Raw genomic sequence first — 22339 nt, forward strand, 5'->3', positions numbered from 1 at the left:
AGACAAAGATATAACTAAAAGTAGAGATTCAGAACCTCACAATATATATTTACACCTTATTTATCCAAATTCAAGGATTTTCTTAATATCCTAGATATTGTAAAGGACTCTAATCCCCAGAACTCAGCTTTCCCCATACTATACGAAATAAGAACGGCATTATTGGGTAAAAAAAGAATAGCCGGATACGCAAACCATAAGTTTGGATTACTTTCTATTAAAACCTTATTAGTCCAACTCGCACCCTCATCTTTAGATAAAGCTAGACACAAAGGTGTCCGAACTGTTTTACTATTATTCCAGATAGCAATAAGCGCCGTACTTTGAGGATCACGAACTATCAGTGCAGGAGATTGAGCAGAAGATAAATTACCTTCCTGAGCTACCGACCACGATTTCCCGGAATCTTTTGAATAAGAAAAATATTGAAAGCCGGAATTTGTTCGCATATACAATAGTATTTTCCCATTTTTTAATTCAACAACACCAGGTTCCTGAGTCACCAGATCTTGTCTTTTAGTAACAAATTCACCTCTGACCCATGTCTTCCCATTATCATCTGAATAACAACAAAATATATGTCCACTCTCATTTAAGGAGGAATTACTCATTGTATGAAGAGACAATGGCATTAATAAACGCCCGGACTTCAATCTGATTACCCGGCTATTATTTAAAACATAATAACCACTTTCAGGCACAACACAAGCTACAGGATCAGACCATGTTATCCCTTCATCTTTTGATGTTCGCATAACCGGGTAACAATCATATATACTATTCTTCACTAAATAAAATAAAGCAATATCATTATTTTGTAGCCTCAATAAAGAAACAGACATTACATTCTTCTTCCCCCCACCAGTAACAATATCCCGTTCATCACCCCATGTGTAACCACCATCATCAGAAATACGCCCCGACAATACAGCCTTATCATGATCTCCCTGACCATCAATAAAACGTGTATAAATAGTTAATATGCGGTTATCTTTCAACAGTATAATATCTCCCTCGCTACAACGAGGCGTTGTAGTCGAAGCTTCTAAAAAAAGAGACGTTGATTTCAATACGTTAGGAAAAAGTTCTTCTTCCTCTTCGGCAGTATCACATCCTCCTGAAAGTAATAGACTAAATGATAAACAGATAGCCATATAACAAATTTTAAAATTTAGCAACTTCATATCCCACAATAGTATTTATCAAAGATAAATAACTTGTAAATACATACACCATCCAGTACGCACCTTTAACCATATTTAACCTATTTATTCTAATAATACAAACATACAATCGTTTATAATTCATTACGAGTGTAGACTATTTAAATATTATGTACATTTGCAATATGAATAAGATATCAGAAAACACAACAAACAAGACAATAAAAATAGTATATTGTATTCCAGATCTATTCAGACCGGGAGGAATAGAAAGAATCATTTCCATGAAAACAAACTATCTGGCTGAATATAACAACGGAAACAGTTATGATATCACTATAATAACAACTGGTCAGGGGAAACGTCCTGCATATTATGAATTCTCAAATAAAATAAAATTTATTGATCTCGATATTAATTATGACGAGATCGTATCTTATTCTTTTCTGAAACGGATTTTGATACGTAGAGAAAAAAAGAAAAAGCACAAAACCAGATTGGAAAAAGTACTGAAAGATATCTCTGCAGATATTGTAATTTCCACATTTACGCATGATGCAACTTTTCTTCCATCAATAAAAGACGGGAGTAAAAAGATTTTAGAATTTCATTTTTCCAAAGGATATAAACTACAAAGGTCTATAACAGAAAATTGGTCTTTCATTTTCAGATTGGCGTATGGACTTCGTAGTTTTTGGGAAGAATATACTATACCTAAGAAATACGATGCATTCGTTGTCTTAACAAAAGAAGATAAAGCTGCCTGGGATGTAATTCGTCCCGATACCATTGCAATTCCTAATATTATACCATTATTATCAACAGATGTATCGTCAAAGAATAACAAAATTGTTATTGCGGTTGGGAGACTTGACAACCAAAAAGGATTCGACCGTTTAATTGATCTTTGGGATCTGGTACAAAAAGATAACCCGGATTGGTCCCTTCATATTTTCGGGACAGGAGAAGATAAAGAAAAATTAGAGTTACAAATACAAAATAAGGAACTACAAAACCAGATAAAGATTTTTCCTCCAGAAAAAAATATTGCTCAAAGGTATTTAGAGTCATCCATATTCGTCATGACTTCCAGATTTGAAGGTTTTCCAATGGTTTTACTGGAAGCAATGAGTTTTGGATTACCTAGCGTGTCATACTCATTCAAATGCGGCCCCAAAGATGCAATAAAAGATGGAATAAATGGTTTTCTCGTAGAAGAAGGCGATAAAGTTGCATTTGCAAAAAAAATAAATATCCTGATGAAGGATCAAGCCCTCCGTAAACAAATGGGAAATAAAGCACATGAAGCTACCCAAAAATATACTTACAAAATAATTATGCAAAAATGGATTGATCTATTTCAGAATGTCTTAATCGGTAAATAACAAAGAACCGAAAACTTACATTTTTTTGAATTCTGCAATTAGTAAATCGACATTTGAAGTATTCATAGTTTCTTTAGATGCCAAATAAGAGTTAATATACTCAGCACGCTTCTGGGGATCCATTCTTTTTACTTCCATAGTATTCACATCTATTTCATCAATGTTATAAATACATTTACCTAATACCACAGCCAATTTATTCAAAGTATTCTTTATCAATCCGTTCTTATTGTATTCATTATTTGTAATCAATTCAAATGGCTTGTCATTCAAAATTGCAGATGAGACAGAATTACTAGAATGTAAAAAGACCATTGCTGCCTTTCGTACTAACGAGACCGTATCCCCTTTCAATATTTTGCGGTTACCGAACTCAGTACCAATATAATTGGACTTAGGGTGGGCAGCAATTACAACAGGCAAATTAAACCTTTTTTCCATTTTATCAAAAAACGCAGTCAAACTTTGTTGGTAACAATAAGCAGATATTTTTTCATATCCAAACATATAAATTAAATCCGGATGTAATGGAAAAAAGACATCCAAAAAAACAATATACTTATCTTCCGAATCAAATTCTAACGTTCTTTTATATGATTCATAATCAGGATGGTTAATAGGTACTCTATTCATAACTAAATAAGATGATGAAAAGATTTTATCATATCCCTTCACTTTATTTCTCTTTGTAAATAAATCAAATCTTCTTTGTTGTATTTGTCGCAGTAATATATCAGGTATTCTGGAGATAGACAAACCAGCTAATTTAGACTTCAAGGGAACATTCAACACTGTATTTCCATACATATCGATTCGGACCATATAACATTGCTTATCCGACAACACTTTAAATAGAAATCTATTATTCCACGAATAATTGACTTCGACAATAAATATACTATTGACAATATCCTCAACATCTAAGACTCTTTTAAGCGAATCCAGATCATTTATCTTTTTTACATAAGATACATCCAACTGATCAGCCAACTTAATACCCGGATATATAGCCTGGGATAAATCCCAATATTCAACATTAAAACCAGCATTTATATATTCCTCTATATAAAAATTAGATCTGATCCGAATGGTTAAGGGTTCATGACAAATTATTATTATTTTTTTCAACTGTTCAATCATAGCTATCATCATCTTAATTTATAAATTCTACGGCTATATAAGAAAACGAGAAAAGCTATTAAGAAGTTAATAACCATCGTTATATAAGCTGTATACATTATCGAATATCTTGTCAATAACAAAGATAGTAAAAAGTGCAGAATTGACATAAAAAAAGTAATAAACATCAACCCTTTCGTTTTCTTATAGTAAAAAAGATAATTTACAAATAAATAGTAAATACACTGAAACATAGCTGCCATACAGAGAGGAAATAAATAAGGAATGGAACCTGCATAGTTAGGGACCAATATCGGAATAAAAACAGAAGTTCCCAGACAAATCAGTATAGCTAATAAGAAAAAGAAAATCAACATCACTTTAGTCTGCTTCCATAAACGATCTCGCGTATCAGTGTTATTCTGGGCCAGATTTTTATAAATAAAGACAGAATTAGTCGCATTAAATGCAAAACCGACAATTTGAATAACATTCGCAAAATTGTAAGCAAAACTAAACAAACCGACATCCGATGTTACGAAAAAATAATTGATAATATATCTGTCAAGTCCTTGTCGTATCCAAGTCGATGTACTATGCGGTATTAATGGTAAGCCAAAATGTAATGCATCTCTGATCGATCGCTTATCTGGCCAAATCCTTTTTAAATATCCTCTCTTTATTAAAAAAATAATACTAATAAAGAAAAAGACAATACCAACCCCTACTTGTGCATATAAACGCCCTAACCAACCTTGTTGAAATGAAATAACTAAAACAAGTGTCAAAATAAAATTCAACAAAACAGTAGAAACGCTATACAAACCATAAGAAACCGGCTTTTCTTCCAATCTCCATATATCCAGATTTATAGAAGAAAACACCTGCAAGTAACAAATCAACAATGCCAACCATTGATATTCGACAGAAAGGCCAACCGCCAATTTCAGAAAATGAGAAAAAATCAACAACAAAAAAGTAAAAAAACAAAGTGTCCCTGTTGATAATAACAGTACTCCATTGAGTATTTTTCGAAATTGTAGCTTAGATGTTTTAAAAAATTCAACAGAAATAATACCGGTAGTATTTAAAGATATCAGCATACTCAAAAGAGTAACGAATGTATTAAACAAATTAAGTTCACCGTATTCTAACGGAGAAATAAAATTCGCAAGAATAATCAAAAGCAAAAAGTTAATCCCACTATTTAAAAATGAAAACATTGTAAACAATATCCCATTTTTAAATACGGTATTCGTACGTAGCTTTCCTAATTTGTTTCCTATAAACATAAATTCTATCTCACAAATACTTGATAATCTTTGTAGGTATACCCACTGCAATTTTTTCCCCAATAAACGACCCGTATTCAGATCTAACTTATTCTATTCGAATATATCTCTGTTCCAAAACTCTTTATTATATAGCGGTCCACCCTCCGTCAACTGCCAGATTTTGTCCGGTTATATACTTTGCTTCGTCTGAGAGAAGAAAAGAAACTGCAGGAGCTATATCATCAGGGTTCCCCATTCTTCCCATCGGTACCTTTTCATTATAACGCCTTAGGAAAGATTCATGCTGATGATCAAAAATTCCACCGGGAGAAACACAGTTAACACGTATATTTTTTCTCCCATAATAAGATGCCAAATAACGTGTAAAATTTATAATTCCGCCTTTTATTGCCGAATAAGCAGCAGGAGATGTCCCCCCATATTCTTCATATAAAGTAAAATCATTTCCAACAATACCGTAAATAGAAGCTATGTTAACAATCGCTCCCTTTTGTTCTTTCGCCATATATCTTAAAACATACTGGCAAAACTCGAAGCAACTATTCATTTGCATATCTACATTTTGCTTCCACGAGACAGGGTTAATATCTTCAAAAAAAGCACCCCAATCTTTCGTTCGTGGATAAGCACTATTTACAAGTCCATCAATATGTCCAAAATAGGTATAAATCTCTTCAACAGCATTTCTAATAGAAGTGCTATCTGAGACATCGACATTTATTGTTCCATTCGATAAATCAGTCGAAACATTAATATCCGCATTTATTGCATATCCACCTTTTCTCTTGATATCGTCAACTATTTCCCGACCAATCAGTCCGGAACCACCTGTAACTATTATTATTTTATCTTTTAGTATCATCTGTCAAACAAATTTTTAAAACATTAAAAGCATCGCATATAGTATTTTGAGAGACTGTTTTTCTTTCTTCAATCAATTGCAAAACATAGTCCATCTGTGCCAAATAAGTATCTCCAATAACCTGATCCGATGAAAATACAACTTTATTGCCACATATTATTTTATTAGTGAGCAAATCAACCGACCATGTTTCATCTTCAAACACCAATTCTAATGTACGCTTTGTGTCTTTCCTGTAATAATTTAAAACAACATTTGCACAAAAAGAATCATATTCCAAACAGTAATTTGCATAGTCATAGGCATCTATACATAATGTAGAACGACTGGAAAAAATCGAATGAATATTTCGAGGCATATTGAAAAACCAATATAAATAATCCAATTCATGAATTAAATCAAGATGAACACCTCCCCCCATAGAGGATATTGCGCTATAAATTTTTCGGTAATCTACTCCTGCACGCCAATCGGGCAAAAAAGATCCGCAATAAACATTCACCTCATTAAGACATTTCTTTTTTTCAGATAACACCTCTTTAACAAACTTCAAACAATCCAAAAAACGCAAATTACATGCTACATAAGTCAATTGTCCGGATCTTTCTACTTTATGTACTAAATCTTCAATAGCAAGAGAATGATATAACGGCTTTTCGATGAACAAAGGTATTTGTAAATCCAACAATCTCTCTATCGCCCATTTATGTTCTGATGTAGGATTAGATATTATTACAAAATCAAGATTCAAATCTGCTAACTCTTCCCAGGAATATATATCCTTAACACCATCAAAAGACAAAGAAGAAGATGAAGAACGCAAAGCATAGACAAGCATATCCGGCCTTAATTTTCTTAAAGCAGACAGATGCTTTTTTGCTATAGATCCTAAACCTACAATTAAAACAGTCATAAATTAAAATCAAGCTTATTGTTTGTAATCAAATAAGATATAATTTCAAAATCAATTGGATGATCCAAATCAAAGCAAATGTGTGGAACTCTATATATCAATGATTTATCCGTTATAGCCCCTTTATATCCCAAATCAAAAAAAGCTCTCCTGTAAAAGTAGAACGACGCATTCAGATCATAGGTCAGCGGAGCTGACTGACGGGTGAATACATCTCCTTCGGGTCTCTTTACCTGGGCAAAATAACCATTAGATTTTTGTTCTACCATATTAAAATAAGGACTACGATTTGCATCGCTGACAGAAAACAGATTGAGAGCAGATGGATCTTGCTCCAACAGTTTATAAGCTTCACATAAATCCAAAACGTTACGCAAAGGAGAAGTAACATCTAAATCTAATACATACTCATACGTCTCTGAATTCTTCTTCTCGTGATACAATAATAAATCTTTGATTGCATCTATCTTACCCACTTTATCCCCTGCCAAAAAATCAGGCCGGATATAGTCAGTGGATAATCCAAAATTTTCTGAAACTTTTCTAATTTCTTCAGAATCGGTCGACAAAGCGATATCTACTGAACCAAATTTATCCTTAAACGACTTAGCTACATCTATTGTATAAGCAATCAAAGGCTTTCCGTTCAATGCTTTTATATTTTTACCGGGAATTCCTTTAGAGCCCCCACGTGCACATATTGTTATTAAAAATTTTCCCATTTTCCCAACTATCCTATCACAAATGTTTTACTAACTCTCTGGCTTTTTTCAAATCTTCATGCTGCCCTATATCGATCCAATAACCAGTTAAAGGAAATCGTATTACTTTATATCCTTTTCCAATCAATAAATCAATAAAGTCCGTCGCATTGTAAAATTCACCAAAAGGAATCAAGTCCAGCAAGTTTTTCTTTATCAGATAAATACCTGCATTCGCATAATAATTAATCGTTGGTTTCTCCTTTATTCCTATTATATCATGTCCTGATAATTCAAAAACACCATAAGGAATATTAACTGAATAAGGTACGGCTGCTACAGACATATCAGCATCATTATTCATAAAATGCAGGAAAAAATCTTCATAATTAATGTTTGTGAACAAATCCGAATTCATAACCAAAATCACATCATTGGTAAATGTATCCACAAATTTGACAGAACCGATCGTTCCTAAATATTGAGGTTCTCTGATACATTTAACTTTAACATTACCTCTTTGGTTTGAAAAATAAGCTTCGATCTGTTCTTTCAGATAATTCACCGTAACAGATATATTATCCACTCCAAAATTCATCAAACGATCAATATTATAATCGATAATAGGTTTATCTCCTACAAAAAGTAAAGGTTTAGGAGTTTTTTCCGTCAAAGGACGCAATCTTTCCCCTTTTCCTCCAGCCATCAAAACTGCATCTATAGGCAGTATTGACTTATTCTTTTTCAGATTATATATTTTATCGATTTTGCCATCTTCTGTTAATAAGGGCACTAAAGTTATTCCCAAATCTTTGAACTTTTTTATAGATAGCACCTCGATTTTCCCGGATTTAACAAAACAAAAATTACGATTCATTGCCTTAGATACTGGTTCTTCCAAGGTACCACCTTCAATTAACCATCTACGTATATCTCCATCCGTCAAAGTTCCAATCATCTCTTCCCTTTCATTTACAACAAACAAAGTCAAAATATCATTTGACAATTTATTTAATGCATTTAAAGCCTCACGAATAGATGCAGTATTGCTTATTATATATTTTAACAATTCTTTCATGTTATGAATTATAAAAAGTTTTTTTAACAATATCTTCTAAAGGATATGATCTCAGAACTTTAATTATAAATTCGATAGTATCATTTTTTTCATACGGATTATTCCGCTCTTTTGCAATTTGCATAATCTCTTCTGAAAAAAGTCTGTCAAATCCTGTATTTATTTCCTCCTGTGTTGCTCCGCAATGAACAACACTGGCAGCAGCAATACGCCCTTTCTGTCTGTCACCGATATCCAACGTGGGAATACCAAAACTCGGTACTTCCAATATTCCACTGGAAGAGTTCCCAACTACGGCAGATACGTAGTTCAACGCTGAAAGATAACGAATTTTACCTAAAGAAGTAAAAGCAACAGCTCTATTTTTATTGCGGGAAACAAAATCCTGTATGCATTCCATTATAATCCGTCCTCCCGTATCTGAGTTCGGTAATGTAAATAAAATTTTATATTCAGGATATCGCTCCAAAACAGCCAACAGATTATTGCATTGTTGACGAGCAGTATCATGCTCTAAAGTCACAGGATGATAAGTTACCAATAAACTTTTATCTCCTAAATCAAAGTTCAGACTTTTCTCCAGTTCTTCCTTTGATAAAAAGGCACATTTTTTTATATTATCTAATCCGATAGCACCTACATTAAATACTCGCTCCGGCGATTCTCCCAATTGAATAACCCTTTTCCGATAATCTTCCGTAGCTGTAAAATGCAAATGACTCATTTTGGTAATAGCATGACGTATAGAATCATCATATGCACCTTCTGTTATTTCCCCACCATGTAAATGGGCAACAGGTATCCGATAAAATAATGCTGCAGATACAGCCGCTAATATTTCATACCGATCCCCTAAGACTACGATTACATCCGGAGATAAGTCATTATAAGCATCAGCAAAACCAATCATTCCCAATCCCACAGACTTAACGGTCGCATTTGCCGTATCGGAAGAAAGCAACATTTCAACTTTCTTGTCGATAACAAAACCATCTTTTTCTATTTCACGATAGGTAAGTCCGAACTCCGGAGATAAATGCATATTGGTCGCAATCACCTGAAGAACAAGATCTTCCGACTGCTTAACCTCTTGCATCAAGCCACTCAATAAACCATATTCTGCACGACTGCCAGTTACAACACAGATTTTTCTCATAATTCAATTAAATCATCAGGCTTATAAACTTTTGCAGCAACTTTCCCTATTACTTCCGGCCACTTCATCGGCGAAAGACCGTTCCCAGGGCGTTTAACTGTCAGATTCTGCTCTGTAAAAATTTCCCCTTTCTCTATTTTACGAGAAGCAACAATGCTTTTTCTCGCAATAAGAATGTTCTTTTCTTCAGAATGAGTCACTTGCTTATCATACTGACCAAGGGCCTTCTCGATATTCCTGATAGACGTAACCATTGTTTTCAGTTCATCCGGCTCTAACGATGCTTTATGATCGGGACCTTCCATAGAACGGCTTAAGGTAAAATGCTTTTCAATGACAGTAGCTCCCAAAGCAACAGCAGCAACCGGCACTTCTATCCCTTTAGTATGATCTGAATAACCGACTCTGATACAGAACTTTTCCTTCAAAAATTGCATTGCATGCAAATTAACATCTTCCATAGGAGTAGGATATTCTGTATTACAATGCAAGATAGTAATCATATCTTTCGAAATACCATTATCAACCAACAAATTGACTGCATCTAAAATTTCTCCATAAACAGACATTCCTGTCGAAAGAATAACAGGCTCATGATAACCGGCTATTCGCTTCAAATAGGGATAATTGGTTATTTCCCCCGACGGAACTTTCCATATACCCAAATGCAAATCACCCAAGAAGTCAATACTTTCCAAATCAAATGCCGTCGAAAGAAAACGAACGCCTTTCATTGCACAATACTCTATCAATATTTTATGCTGAGCCGGAGATAATTCCAGCTTTTTCAACATTTCATATTGAGTGGATGCCTTATGCATATTATTTTTTTGATATTCAGCCATCAAAGCATCTTTCGATACTAAACGATCCGCGCTGAATGTCTGAAACTTGACATAATCGACTCCAGCTTCTGCAGCAACATCAACCAACTGCTTCGCTATTTCAATAGAACCATTATGATTAACGCCAGCTTCTGCAATAATAAGCGTTTTTCCCATCAGATCACAATTTTATTTTTAGTAATGCCGGATTCCCGGAATAAATTCCTTTTCTTATTATATTTTTCCGAATCATACTTCCTGCAGCAAAAACACATCCATCGGTAATACTAATACCATTTACCAAAACAGATTGACTACCCAGGAATACACCTTTCCCAACTGTACAATTACCGTTTACCATCGCACCGGTAGAAATATGGCAATAATCACCAATAACAGCATCATGCTCTATGTTGGCAAAGGTATTGATAATGCATCCTGCACCTACATGTGCATCCGCATTAATCACAGCTTGGTGCATGACCACACTGCCTTCACCTATCGATGCAAATCTTGAGACACGGGCTGTCGATGCCACTAATGTAGCAAAATGACCACCTGCACTTTTTATTCGTTCATGCAATTTTATCCGCAAAGAAGGATCTTTTATATGCCCGACAGTCACCACGAACAAATCGTCTTCCACATAATCGGATATATTATCATCCGTACCGATTACAGGATAGCCTAAAACAGTCGAACCGACCAACTCGGGTATATCCAATATACCTCCAATGGAGTATCCTGCACTTTCGGCGACATCAATCACAGACTTGCAATGTCCTCCACCTCCTACCAGTATGATTTTTTTATCGATCATAAACGAACACTACTCGGAATATTTACAATACGTTCTTCGAACCAATAAGTATTAATCAAATCATCCGTTTCACAATTTTCAAACATTGGAAGTTTATTCATCAATCCCCAAACAGGACGTGTCATAACTCCGTTATCATTCGTGTACTCCAGGAATCGATCACGATCGGATTTATCAGGAAGTATAACAGCATTCAACCAATAATTGGAACAACTATCACCCGGCTCTGTAAAGAAATTCATCGATAAATCAGCAAAGAATCTTTTATATATCTCAGCTGTCTCACGTTTGTTTTCCACATAACGATTAATATTCTCCATCTGGGCACAACCTAATGCCGCATTTATATTTGGCATACGGTAGTTATAACCGATATGATCATGTATGAACTCCCAACGATGGGGAACTTTAGCCTGTGTTGTCAGATGCTTCGCATACACTCCCAGTTCATGATCTCTGAACAAAAGTATACCACCACCACCTGTCGTTATCGTCTTATTTCCATTAAAACTAATCACTCCTATTTTACCGAATGTGCCGGTATGTTGTCCTTTATAAAAACTACCGATACTTTCAGCGGCATCTTCCACCAACTCGATATTGTATCGATCACATACACGTACCAGTTCTGATATTTTAACCGGATGCCCGAACGTATGCATCGGTACACAAGCTTTTATTCGACGACCGGTTTTCTTATTATAACAAATACCGTTCTTCATTTCAGCAGAAGCCTGCAACCATTTCTCTAATTTTTCAGGCGACAATCCCATCGTATCCTTATCTACATCGATAAAAACAGGATGTGCACCAATATAACTGATGGCATTAGCCGTTGCAACAAATGTCAAAGCCTGCGATATTACTTCATCGTCCCGCTCTACCCCAACCAGCAACAAGGCCATATGAAGCGCATTTGTTCCGCTTACGCAGACAACAGCTTTCGCTGTACCCGTATAATCGACAATCATTTCTTCGAAACGATCGACGAATTGACCTACACTGGATACGAATGTAGTTTCTATGCATTCATTCAGATACTTTTTCTCATTACCTATAAAGCACGGTGCATGAAGAGGAACCAGTTCATCTGTACCATACAACTTATGAATAAAATCAACTACCGACTTATACATTATACATATCAGCTTTATACTTCTTCAAATTATCTTTATCCAAAAACCAGTTGATTGTCTCTTTCAATCCCTCCTCCAATGAATAAGAAGGAACAAAACCGGTTAATGATTTAATCTTTGTGTTATCTCCCCATAAACGGAATACTTCCGAGTTTTTAGGACGAATCCGGGCTTCATCTTCAATGAACCTGACATCCGAGTTCATAAGCCGAGCTATCGTATTCAGTGTGTCGCGCATAGAGATTTCGAAGTTACTACAAATATTGACCTCTTGCCCTATCGCTGCTTCACATTTTGAAAGCTCAATAAATCCCTTACATGTATCTTTGACAAAATTAAAATCACGTGTAGGAGTCAAATCACCCAGTTTGATTTCTTTTTTACCATTCGCTATTTGAGTAATAATTGTCGGAATTATAGCCCGTGCCGATTGACGCGGTCCATAAGTATTAAAAGGTCTTACCAACACGATCGGCAATTCAAATGTATTATAAAAGCTCATGGCTATTGCATCTGCACCAATCTTTGTAGCAGAATAGGGAGACTGAGGTTGTTTCGGATGTTTCTCATCGATTGGCACATATTGAGCAGTACCATACACTTCCGAAGTAGATGTAATAAGAACTCTTTCCACTCCGTTTTCCTTAGCTGCCTGACATATATTTAAAGTACCCTTGATATTTGTATCGACGTAACTATCCGGTGCTACATAAGAATAAGGAATAGCAATCAAAGCAGCCAGATGAAATATCTGTTCGACATCCTTAGTCATATGTTTACAAAAATAAGGATCGCGAATGTCTCCTGTTACAACTTCTAAATTAGGATGTTTTACATCATTCAACCACCCCCAATCATTAAAAGAATTATAATAAGAGAGTGCTTTAACCTGATATCCCTGTTCCAACAACATCTCAGTTAAATGAGAACCGATAAATCCATCGGCGCCTGTAACCAATACTCTTTTCATTATCTTACTTTGTTTCTTTAAATTCTTTCTTCAATGCCAGAAACTGCTCTTTACCAAACAGATAGCCTATAGGCACCAACAATGTAAAAAGTAACATACCGAAAGCTGCGTATAATTTACGCGGTCCGATAGGACGTTGTTTTACATAAGGAGTTTCTATCACACGTGCACGTTCTTTTTTCTCTCCGATGGATAAAGCCAGGTCTTCTCTCTTTTGTAAAAGTATTAAATAAACGGCCTGGAATATCTCCTGCTGACGTTTATAATCAACATATTCTCTTTCTATAGAAGGAACTGCCCCCATCTTGTCCATCAGCTGTTTCTCTTTGCTAGTCAGATCATCCAAAGTCATTTTTACACCTTTCTTTGCATTCTCGATAGACAGATAAACACTTTCTCTTAATTGATCTACCTGCTTGTTAACCTGATCAATCAAAGGGTTATTCCCCTTCGTACTCTGCAAAATCTTAGCTCGTTCGAGTAAAGCTTCATTATAAGTCGATATCGGACTGGACTTTTCGCCATCGCTGATCGACAATAAAGCAGGAATCAGGTTATAACGATTCTGTGGGTCTTTAATATAGCTATCAAGTAACTCTACCACACGCATCTGGGCTTCCAGCTCTATAATTTTAACCTGAAGATCTTTTACTTGCTCTACATAGAATTGGACATCATATTCTATGTCCGTCATTTTATTTTGTATCTTATAACGTTCTATTTGCATTTCAACCTTGCTAAGGTCATTCATTACGCATTGAATACGTCCATCTAAAAATGCAATAGATTTTTCACTTTCATGACGTTTAACAGAATCTTCCTGATAATTATAAATATCAATCAATTTATTAAGCATGTCCAACCCTCTGCGTCTCTCATAATCCGTATAAGAGATTTCTATTACATTCGCATTCTTTGAATAGTCTTCAAACGATAATTCATCGGATAAAGTTTCTGCCGTCCAACCGGCAGGAGCAACCTCTATATCCATGGACAATGGTTTTACAACATCTCCTGCATAAGATAATGTAAAATTACCACCATCCAATTCTATATTTGCAGGTAATGATTCGAAATTCAAACGGATTTTATCTTCGCTTTCAGGTGACTCGATCTTCACCGAAACCCGTCCGTCTTTCTTTATATTAACGTCAAATGTGTATGTTCCATTCAATTTTGATAATATTGCATTATCCGGAACTAAGCGAAGAGGTATATCCTCATACATTTTATATTGGTAAGCATAGGGCTTATAATAAGACACATTCAATCCCAGTGCCAAAACCATTTCTTTTAAAGTTGAAATAGAAGTCAATTTGGCCATTTCATCATCCAAATTGACACTACCACCGCTAATACCACCCAAACCGAAAGATTTCATCAATCCGGTAGCTTCTCCTACATTAAATCCGGAGCCTGCATTACTCTTGTCTTCCAATAGCTGTATTTTCGCCATTAACTCATAGGTCTTTGGCGTAAAGATGAGATATAGCAATGCCGGTATAAAAGAAATAATCCCTGCTATTACAAACAACTTCCAATGCCGCACATAAGAAATAATGATTTTCTTTAAACTAATTGTTTCTTTATCAGGCTGAATAGACTCCATATTCTTCATCATTTTTTGTTTAGATTGACAATCGTGATTACCATACTTGTTATAATTGAAACAGAACTGATAATAGACGTTAACAACGACATTGTAAACTGCCTGTCAGAACTTGTACGAGCACGTTGTTTATTCTTTATCGGCTCTACATACACAACATCATTTTGTTTCAAATAAAAACCGGGAGATGCAAATATAGCAGGGTCAGTCAAATCCATGCGAATTATATCTTTCTGACCTTCATTTTCACGTATCACCAATACATTCTTTCGATTCGCTGTAATCGGTAAATCACCAGCCATACCTAAAGCATCTAAAATAGTCATTCTATCGTTCTTTATCGAAAATGGCCCTGGTCTGCTTACCTCTCCCATTACAGTTACTTTAAAATTCAGGATTTGTACATTTACCAGAGGATTCTCAACATATTTAGATATCATCTCTTCCATTTTTTCTGCTAACTGTAAACGGGTCAGACCTGCCACATAAATCTTTCCTAATACCGGAAAATTGATATATCCATCACGATCAACCAAATAAGTATATAAAGATTGGGAGCCCATAACAGGTTGTTCTCCTTCTGAAGAGTAAGCAAAAGCAGGGGGATTAAACGGTGTTACAGATGCGGGGTCCCAAGCTGTAACAGTAATAGATAATAAATCATCATAGGTTATACCTGTTATATATTTCTGACTCATATTCGCCAACTGCTCTGTTGATAATGAGTCAATGCCTTGAAAATAAACAACATCTTTCGGCGTAGAACAGGCACACATCAAGCCACAAAAGAATGCAAATAAATAATACTTCAACTTCATTCTAATTTACTTATTATATTTCGATTCTAAAAATTGCAAAGATACAATTTTCATAGCAACCTTTTGCTACAGGTAGCTTATAAAAACTATTACATTTATAACGATGTAATATATCAGATATTGCTGCTTCACCTATAAAAAACTCAACATATTTTAGAATTTCTCCACAAAATATAAATCATAATAGTAATACATAACCAAGTTTTGCACGAGACAGATTGAAAGAATAGGATATTATTTCTTTTTCAAGTACTTTTGTACAAAAATATACTAGATTTATGCTTGAAGTAGGAAAATACAACACACTCAAAATAGTCAAAGACCTGGATTTTGGAGTTTATCTGGATGGCGGCAATGGAAAAGAGATCCTTCTCCCCGCTCGTTATGTTCCTAAAAACGTAAAACCGGGAGATGAAGTGGAAGTCTTTATCTATCATGATAATGAAGGTAGACTCATAGCCACTACAGCCCATCCGCTGGCAACAGTCGGTGAATTTAAGTTTATGGAAGTCAAATCGGTCAATAACACAGGAGCGTTTCTGGAATGGGGCTTGATGAAAGATTTGCTCGTACCTTTCAAGGAACAGAAAATGCCGATGCGGGAAGGCAAATGGTATCTGGTGTATGTTCATATTGACCATATTACAGGACGCATTGTCGCTTCTGCCCGTATTGATAAGTATTTGGACAATGTGATGCCCGAATATACTCCCAATCAGGAAGTCGACTTGTTAGTAGCCGATGAAACAGAGATCGGCTATAAAGTTATCATCAATAACCTTCATTGGGGACTGGTTTATTATAATGAAGTCTTCCGCCGCCTGGAAAAGGGGGAGGCAATTAAAGGTTATATCAAAGAAGTCAGAGAAGATGAGAAAATAGATGTAAGCCTCACTCCGCTGGGATATTTGAAAATAGAAGGATTAGCCGGTACTATTCTCGAATCCTTAAAAAGCCAGGGAGGATTTATTGCAGTACATGATAAAAGTGATCCGGAGATCATTCAATCGCTTTTTCAATGTAGCAAAAAAAGCTTCAAACAAGCAATCGGAACTCTTTATAAACAACATCTTATCACATTGGAGGATGGTGGTATAAGTTTAGTAAAAAATCAGGATCACACATCGGAATAACACAGTATAATATTAAATACCGACAAAAAGGTGACGCCGTTTATTTAGTACGACGTCACCTTTTACACATTGATTATTAATAGATTTGTTATATATATCTTTTTTGAAGCTGTTTTTAGTCTAACTTTAATACAGCCAGGAATGCCTTCTGCGGAACTTCTACTGTTCCGATCTGTTTCATTCGCTTCTTACCTTCCTTCTGTTTTTCCAACAGTTTACGTTTACGTGAAATATCACCACCATAACATTTTGCCGTTACATCCTTACGGACAGCTTTAATTGTTTCGCGAGCGATAATCTTTGCACCAATAGCTGCCTGAATGGCAATATCGAACTGCTGCCGGGGAATAAGTTCTTTCAGCTTCTCACACATACGACGGCCAAATGTTACACTATTATCCACATGTGTCAAGGTAGACAAGGCATCGACTGGCTCTCCGTTCAACAAGATATCCAACTTAACCAGCTTACTCGGACGAAAGTCATGAATATGATAATCAAAAGAAGCATACCCCTTAGAAATACTTTTGAGCTTGTCGTAAAAGTCAATCACGATTTCACCTAAAGGCATGTCATAATGGATCTCTACACGATCACCTGAAATATATTCCTGCTTTAACAAAATACCACGCTTACCCAGACAAAGTGTCATGATCGGGCCAATAAAAGTCGTATTAGTTATGACAGAAGCACGAATATATGGCTCATCGATATGATCGATTAACGTAGGTTCCGGCAAACCGCTTGGATTATGTACCTCCATGCAATTCCCTTTTTTATCATATACTTTATATGATACGTTCGGTACTGTTGTAATCACATCCATATTGAACTCACGATCCAAACGTTCCTGAACAATCTCCATATGTAACAATCCGAGGAAGCCGCAACGAAAACCAAATCCCAAGGCTGCTGAACTTTCCGGCTGGAATGTCAAAGAGGCATCATTCAATTGCAGTTTTTCCAACGATGCACGCAAGTTCTCAAAATCTTCACTGTCTATCGGATAAACACCGGCAAACACCATCGGTTTCACTTCTTCAAAACCAGCAATGGCTTCTTTTGCGGGACGAGCTACATGAGTGATCGTATCCCCCACCCGTACCTCACGGGAAGTCTTAATACCAGATATTATATAACCTACATCGCCGGTTCGAATCTCGCTACGAGGAGACATAGCCAATTTCAATATACCAACTTCATCAGCATCATATTCCTTACCTGTCGCAATGAATTTCACATGATCCCCTTTACGAATCACCCCATTCACCACTTTGAAATAAGCTATAATACCTCGAAAAGAGTTAAATACCGAATCAAAGATCAAGCATTGGAGCGGTGCTTCCGGATCTCCTTGTGGAGCAGGAACCTTATCTATGATGGCATCAAGAATCTGATATACACCTTCCCCCGTTTTGCCACTTGCACGGATTATATCTTCCCGTGAACAACCCAACAACTCGACAATCTGATCCTCTACTTCATCCGGCATAGCACTCGGAAGATCTATTTTATTCATGACAGGAATTATTTCCAAGTCATTCTCGATTGCCATATACAAGTTAGAAATCGTCTGCGCCTGGATTCCCTGGGCAGCATCGATAATAAGCAAAGCCCCTTCGCATGCTGCAATAGAACGGGAAACTTCATACGAAAAGTCTACGTGTCCAGGAGTATCGATCAGGTTCAAGGTATACTCTTCACCTTTATAATTATACTTCATCTGAATGGCATGACTCTTGATCGTAATACCTCGTTCACGTTCCAGATCCATATCATCCAGAACCTGCGCTTGTAAGTCTTTGCCTTCGACTGTCTTGGTATACTCAAGCAAACGGTCGGCCAAAGTACTCTTACCATGGTCAATATGAGCAATAATACAGAAATTGCGGATATTCTTCATCTGCTAATTTATTTTAGGTGTGCAAAGATAGGAAATTTAGGCTGAAATCTATACTTTTGGCATACCATTTGTTGTTAATATTATATGACACTACTAGAAATAAATAAAGCGTATAACCGAATTATCGGTTCACTAGATAACAAGGAATTAAAGAATGCTTTTGATTCCATTCAAGCTCTTATATCCGGAAGCCGTGAAATTTCATTTCAGGATAAATTAAATGAGCTGCAGGACACGTATAAATATATGTTACGTTACCGCATCGAAGGGGCTAAAGATCCCATGCAGGAACAAATATATAATAAAATACAAACATCTTCCTACGAGTTGGCCGATCAGATCAGGCACAAGGCGTTGGCTATCGAATCTCCTTTATCTTTTTACAGCCGTCGCAGAAGTTTGAAAGTACAGCCTAACGTAACATTCGAAAACCTACATCTCCAGTTAAGTAAACATTATGCTACCGGAAACAGATCGGAATACGATGCTTTATTGATCGTCCTTTTCAATAAAATCTGGGTATCCGACCCCTTTACCACTGAAGATGCTGAAGTTATAAAAAATATTCTTTTTGATGAAGAGTTACCTTTTACAGCCGGTTGTCAAATAGTTTCAGCCCTGATGCTGGGATTACAAGCTGCATTCGATCTGGAAAAGTTAATGTTGTTATTTGATTCTGCCAATCATAAAAACGAAGAGATTCGTGTGCGAGCTCTAATTTCAGTTCTCTTGACTTTATACATATATCGAAAAAGAACAGCACTTTACCCTCAAATAGCAAACAGGCTGGATGCCCTCTCCGAAACGCCAGGATTCACCAAAGCTATTCGGACAATTACCTTACGCTTTATTTTAGCGCGTGAAACGGAAAAGATAACTAAAAAGTTACAAAATGAGATCATTCCTGAAATGATGAAACTGAGTCCTAAAATCAGTAATAAGATAAATCTCAAAGATATAACTCCTGAACAATTAGGAGATGAAATGAACCCGGAATGGGAAAACATTTTTGCTGATAGTTCACTCGGGAAAAAAATGGAAGAATTCAGTGAATTGCAGCAGGAAGGAGCAGATGTCATGCACTCTACTTTCGTCCACTTAAAAAGTTTCCCTTTTTTCCGCGAACTGAGTAATTGGTTATTGCCATTTACAACAGAACATTCATCATTTGGCGATCGTTTTCATCAAAATAATGGAGAAAAACAAATGCTGGACTCCATGACCGTTGCTGCGTTTATGTGTAATTCAGATAAATACTCATTATATTTCAGTATGATGCAATTGCCTGAAGAAGCCAAAAAGATGATGATGAACCAATTTGACAGTCAGGCGACAGAAATGATTCAACAAAATAGAGAAGAGTTGATCAGTAAACGAGGTAAACTTGAAACAATAACCGGACAGTACATACAAGACTTATACCGATTTTTTAAATTATATCCAGGCCATCTGGATTTCGACGATATCTTTACGATGCCTCTCGACTTCCATAACCTGAATATTTTACAGCCTTATATTTCTGACGAAGAAAGTCTGAGTACCATTGCTGAATATTATCTGCGGAAGAATTATTTCAGCGATGCTTTGACAATATTCAACCATCTGGCTGAAAAAGATCAGAGCAGTGATATTCTTTTCCAAAAGATCGGTTATTGTAAACAAATGAACGGTGATTTGCAAGAAGCATTAGAAGCCTATCTACGGGCCGATTTACTGAATCCAGGAAGTAAATGGGTTATCCGTAGGATAGCCGGTTGCTATCGTTCTTTGAAAGAGCCCGAAAAAGCATTAAAATATTATCGACGTTACGAAAAATTAAATCCGGATAATCTGTCCATTACAATCAGTATCGGTCATTGTTATCTGGAACTCAAGAATTACAGTGAAGCCCTGAAATGTTTCTTTAAAGTCGATTATATGGATAGCAACAGTAAAGCATGGAGACCTATTGCATGGTGTTCTTTCCTAACCGGCAAGTATGATCAGGCACGTAATTATTATAAAAAGATATTAGAAAACCAGCCCAACACACAAGACCTACTGAATGCCGGACATACAGAATGGGCACTACAAAATATAAAAGGAGCCATAGAATTCTATAAACAGGCAGTAGATATGGAATATGGAGATTTTCATAAATTCCAAGAAGAATTCAATCAGGATATTCCCGATCTGATAATAGCTGGTATAGAAGATTCTGAAATATCTCTGATGATGGATCAATTAAGATATGTACTAAACGATTCTTTATAACCAACAAAAAGCCCTATTCACATGAAGTGATAGGGCTTTTTTATTTCTTAAAAATTTATACCGGCTCGGCTGGTATACAAATATCAACAATAAATTTCTTTTCCGGATGTTCATCATGATTATTCTGATAGATTTCATAGTGATGACCATGCCCACATTTACATCCATTCTCTTCCAATAAATCAAACATTGCAGACCAGGCAGCCGGAAATTCATTCATTACTAATTCGAAACGTCCAACAGCATATAACCCCGAAGTAAGCTTATAACAGCCAATCATTCCCTCTGGCTTTATATCAGCCTCTACAAACATTGCTGCATCAGCTGTCAGTTTATCGACAGGAGTAACACGTGGGTCATCATGATAAACAGATAATAATTTCATATCCGGATGCGAGACCAATCCCCTGGGTAATGCCCATTTCATAAGATTGGCAAAAGCTTCCTGCATTTGATCCAATGCCCCCTGATGACGACAATAAATAACAGTTCTCTCAGGCAGTTGTTTAATTTCAAAAGTACAATTCATATTCATACCATTTACATTAATTGTTTTATCACGACAAAAGTACCGTGAATAAAGTGAGGTATGTTGCTCATTTATGCTCTTGAATTGACAATTCTTGCTATCCGGATATCTGTTTTTGCGACGATACTCTTCCGCAGATACCCCAAAATGACGTTTGAAACTACGGCAAAAAGAAGATACAGAAGAAAAGCCCCCGTCGTAAGCCACATCTTTGATAGCTACCGGTTCTCCTAATAAAACATTTGCAGCCCGTTCCAGCCTTCTCCGAAGAATATATTTACCAATAGGCTCTCCGATTAAAGAAGTAAATATTCGATGAAAATGATAAGTGGAAAGATCCACAAGGGATGATAACTCATCTATTGTAATCGATCTGTTCAAATTCAGGTTGATATAATCTATAGCCCTGTTGATCTGTTTGGTGTGATCCTGTAATGTTTTATCTACCACGCTCAAATTTAGTTTGATTATAACCGACAAGATACAAATAAAGGTTTACTTTCAAAGCCTTGTAAACAAGAAAAGGAACCAACCTAACGATTGATTCCTTTCTACCATTCAGTCTTTCGACCTGACAAAAACGGCGGTTATCTACTCTCCCACTTTTACGCAGTACCATCGACGTGGTTGGGCTTAACTTCTCTGTTCGGAATGGGAAGAGGTGGATCCCCA

General features: G+C 36.0%; 19 protein-coding genes and 1 rRNA gene. 3 read left to right on the forward strand and 17 right to left on the reverse strand.

From position 1 onward, the window contains the following. Nucleotides 1-56: 56 nt before the first annotated feature. Nucleotides 57-1154, reverse strand: a complete 1098-nt coding sequence (locus M1P97_RS12710; RefSeq protein ID WP_195374621.1) for a sialidase family protein — start codon at nt 1152-1154, stop codon at nt 57-59. Nucleotides 1155-1348: 194 nt separating this feature from the next. Between M1P97_RS12710 and M1P97_RS12715 the strand changes: the two genes are divergently transcribed. Then, the gene (locus M1P97_RS12715) at nt 1349-2548 is read left to right on the forward strand and encodes a glycosyltransferase family 4 protein (RefSeq protein ID WP_195374622.1); all 1200 of its coding nucleotides are present in this window, start codon (nt 1349-1351) and stop codon (nt 2546-2548) included. Between the two features lie 15 nt (nt 2549-2563). On the opposite strand, the gene M1P97_RS12720 is transcribed toward M1P97_RS12715, so the two are convergent. From M1P97_RS12720 to M1P97_RS12780, 13 genes are all read right to left on the reverse strand, one after another. Continuing rightward, nucleotides 2564-3688, reverse strand: a complete 1125-nt coding sequence (locus M1P97_RS12720) for a hypothetical protein (RefSeq protein WP_229058634.1) — start codon at nt 3686-3688, stop codon at nt 2564-2566. An 8-nt stretch (nt 3689-3696) separates the two neighbouring features. Next, nucleotides 3697-4959: a lipopolysaccharide biosynthesis protein gene (locus M1P97_RS12725; protein ID WP_249389282.1), complete on the reverse strand. Its 1263-nt coding sequence runs from the start codon at nt 4957-4959 to the stop codon at nt 3697-3699. A gap of 127 nt (nt 4960-5086) precedes the next feature. After that, a complete protein-coding gene (locus M1P97_RS12730; RefSeq protein WP_249389283.1) occupies nt 5087-5824 on the reverse strand; it encodes an SDR family oxidoreductase in 738 nt (245 codons plus the stop codon). Beyond that, nucleotides 5808-6737 carry a Gfo/Idh/MocA family protein gene (locus M1P97_RS12735; protein WP_249389284.1) on the reverse strand — a complete coding sequence of 310 codons (930 nt, stop codon included), beginning with the start codon at nt 6735-6737 and terminating at the stop codon, nt 5808-5810. Before M1P97_RS12735 ends, M1P97_RS12730 begins: the two co-directional genes overlap by 17 nt. Continuing rightward, nucleotides 6734-7459 (reverse strand): acylneuraminate cytidylyltransferase family protein, encoded by a 726-nt coding sequence (locus M1P97_RS12740; RefSeq protein ID WP_249389285.1) that lies wholly within the window; start codon nt 7457-7459, stop codon nt 6734-6736. Before M1P97_RS12740 ends, M1P97_RS12735 begins: the two co-directional genes overlap by 4 nt. Nucleotides 7460-7475: 16 nt before the next feature. Next, nucleotides 7476-8516 carry a nucleotidyltransferase family protein gene (locus M1P97_RS12745; RefSeq protein WP_195374628.1) on the reverse strand — a complete coding sequence of 347 codons (1041 nt, stop codon included), beginning with the start codon at nt 8514-8516 and terminating at the stop codon, nt 7476-7478. A 1-nt stretch (nt 8517) separates the two neighbouring features. Next, nucleotides 8518-9672 carry a UDP-N-acetylglucosamine 2-epimerase gene (neuC, locus tag M1P97_RS12750; RefSeq protein ID WP_195374629.1) on the reverse strand — a complete coding sequence of 385 codons (1155 nt, stop codon included), beginning with the start codon at nt 9670-9672 and terminating at the stop codon, nt 8518-8520. After that, nucleotides 9669-10673, reverse strand: a complete 1005-nt coding sequence (gene neuB, locus M1P97_RS12755; protein WP_195374630.1) for an N-acetylneuraminate synthase — start codon at nt 10671-10673, stop codon at nt 9669-9671. The genes neuC and neuB overlap by 4 nt, the downstream gene beginning before the upstream one ends. A gap of 4 nt (nt 10674-10677) precedes the next feature. Next, nucleotides 10678-11316 carry an acetyltransferase gene (locus tag M1P97_RS12760; protein WP_195374631.1) on the reverse strand — a complete coding sequence of 213 codons (639 nt, stop codon included), beginning with the start codon at nt 11314-11316 and terminating at the stop codon, nt 10678-10680. Next, nucleotides 11313-12452: a LegC family aminotransferase gene (locus tag M1P97_RS12765; protein WP_195374632.1), complete on the reverse strand. Its 1140-nt coding sequence runs from the start codon at nt 12450-12452 to the stop codon at nt 11313-11315. The genes M1P97_RS12760 and M1P97_RS12765 overlap by 4 nt, the downstream gene beginning before the upstream one ends. Further along, nucleotides 12445-13422 carry an NAD-dependent 4,6-dehydratase LegB gene (locus M1P97_RS12770; RefSeq protein ID WP_195374633.1) on the reverse strand — a complete coding sequence of 326 codons (978 nt, stop codon included), beginning with the start codon at nt 13420-13422 and terminating at the stop codon, nt 12445-12447. The genes M1P97_RS12765 and M1P97_RS12770 overlap by 8 nt, the downstream gene beginning before the upstream one ends. Nucleotides 13423-13426: 4 nt before the next feature. Continuing rightward, nucleotides 13427-15031 (reverse strand): GumC family protein, encoded by a 1605-nt coding sequence (locus M1P97_RS12775; protein WP_195374634.1) that lies wholly within the window; start codon nt 15029-15031, stop codon nt 13427-13429. Nucleotides 15032-15039: 8 nt separating this feature from the next. Further along, nucleotides 15040-15849, reverse strand: coding sequence for a polysaccharide biosynthesis/export family protein (locus M1P97_RS12780; protein WP_249389286.1), 810 nt, complete (start codon nt 15847-15849; stop codon nt 15040-15042). A gap of 278 nt (nt 15850-16127) precedes the next feature. Between M1P97_RS12780 and M1P97_RS12785 the strand changes: the two genes are divergently transcribed. Then, nucleotides 16128-16982 carry a CvfB family protein gene (locus M1P97_RS12785; protein WP_195374636.1) on the forward strand — a complete coding sequence of 285 codons (855 nt, stop codon included), beginning with the start codon at nt 16128-16130 and terminating at the stop codon, nt 16980-16982. A 115-nt stretch (nt 16983-17097) separates the two neighbouring features. On the opposite strand, the gene lepA is transcribed toward M1P97_RS12785, so the two are convergent. Then, nucleotides 17098-18885: a translation elongation factor 4 gene (gene lepA / locus M1P97_RS12790; protein ID WP_195374637.1), complete on the reverse strand. Its 1788-nt coding sequence runs from the start codon at nt 18883-18885 to the stop codon at nt 17098-17100. Nucleotides 18886-18969: 84 nt separating this feature from the next. On the opposite strand from lepA, the gene M1P97_RS12795 reads away from it, so the two are divergent. Continuing rightward, nucleotides 18970-21138, forward strand: coding sequence for a tetratricopeptide repeat protein (locus M1P97_RS12795; protein ID WP_195374638.1), 2169 nt, complete (start codon nt 18970-18972; stop codon nt 21136-21138). A 55-nt stretch (nt 21139-21193) separates the two neighbouring features. Here M1P97_RS12795 and M1P97_RS12800 read toward each other — a convergent pair whose 3' ends face one another. Then, the gene (locus M1P97_RS12800; RefSeq protein ID WP_195374643.1) at nt 21194-22117 is read right to left on the reverse strand and encodes an AraC family transcriptional regulator; all 924 of its coding nucleotides are present in this window, start codon (nt 22115-22117) and stop codon (nt 21194-21196) included. 128 nt (nt 22118-22245) lie between these two features. Continuing rightward, nucleotides 22246-22339: ribosomal RNA gene (rrf, locus tag M1P97_RS12805) — 5S ribosomal RNA — on the reverse strand; the annotation flags it as partial.

Source organism: Parabacteroides leei, assembly GCF_023369805.1.
Classification (GTDB): Bacteria; Bacteroidota; Bacteroidia; order Bacteroidales; family Tannerellaceae; genus Parabacteroides; species Parabacteroides leei.

Coding starts and splice junctions, on each gene's coding strand:
- neuB (WP_195374630.1), bottom strand. CDS start 10,673: ATGGGAAAAACGCTTATTATTGCAGAAGCTGGCGTTAATCATAATGGT.
- M1P97_RS12715 (WP_195374622.1), top strand. CDS start 1,349: ATGAATAAGATATCAGAAAACACAACAAACAAGACAATAAAAATAGTA.
- M1P97_RS12775 (WP_195374634.1), bottom strand. CDS start 15,031: ATGGAGTCTATTCAGCCTGATAAAGAAACAATTAGTTTAAAGAAAATC.
- M1P97_RS12780 (WP_249389286.1), bottom strand. CDS start 15,849: ATGAAGTTGAAGTATTATTTATTTGCATTCTTTTGTGGCTTGATGTGT.
- M1P97_RS12725 (WP_249389282.1), bottom strand. CDS start 4,959: ATGTTTATAGGAAACAAATTAGGAAAGCTACGTACGAATACCGTATTT.
- M1P97_RS12765 (WP_195374632.1), bottom strand. CDS start 12,452: ATGTATAAGTCGGTAGTTGATTTTATTCATAAGTTGTATGGTACAGAT.
- M1P97_RS12730 (WP_249389283.1), bottom strand. CDS start 5,824: ATGATACTAAAAGATAAAATAATAATAGTTACAGGTGGTTCCGGACTG.
- M1P97_RS12710 (WP_195374621.1), bottom strand. CDS start 1,154: ATGGCTATCTGTTTATCATTTAGTCTATTACTTTCAGGAGGATGTGAT.
- M1P97_RS12740 (WP_249389285.1), bottom strand. CDS start 7,459: ATGGGAAAATTTTTAATAACAATATGTGCACGTGGGGGCTCTAAAGGA.
- lepA (WP_195374637.1), bottom strand. CDS start 18,885: ATGAAGAATATCCGCAATTTCTGTATTATTGCTCATATTGACCATGGT.
- M1P97_RS12785 (WP_195374636.1), top strand. CDS start 16,128: ATGCTTGAAGTAGGAAAATACAACACACTCAAAATAGTCAAAGACCTG.
- M1P97_RS12720 (WP_229058634.1), bottom strand. CDS start 3,688: ATGATTGAACAGTTGAAAAAAATAATAATAATTTGTCATGAACCCTTA.
- M1P97_RS12760 (WP_195374631.1), bottom strand. CDS start 11,316: ATGATCGATAAAAAAATCATACTGGTAGGAGGTGGAGGACATTGCAAG.
- neuC (WP_195374629.1), bottom strand. CDS start 9,672: ATGAGAAAAATCTGTGTTGTAACTGGCAGTCGTGCAGAATATGGTTTA.
- M1P97_RS12770 (WP_195374633.1), bottom strand. CDS start 13,422: ATGAAAAGAGTATTGGTTACAGGCGCCGATGGATTTATCGGTTCTCAT.
- M1P97_RS12735 (WP_249389284.1), bottom strand. CDS start 6,737: ATGACTGTTTTAATTGTAGGTTTAGGATCTATAGCAAAAAAGCATCTG.
- M1P97_RS12795 (WP_195374638.1), top strand. CDS start 18,970: ATGACACTACTAGAAATAAATAAAGCGTATAACCGAATTATCGGTTCA.
- M1P97_RS12745 (WP_195374628.1), bottom strand. CDS start 8,516: ATGAAAGAATTGTTAAAATATATAATAAGCAATACTGCATCTATTCGT.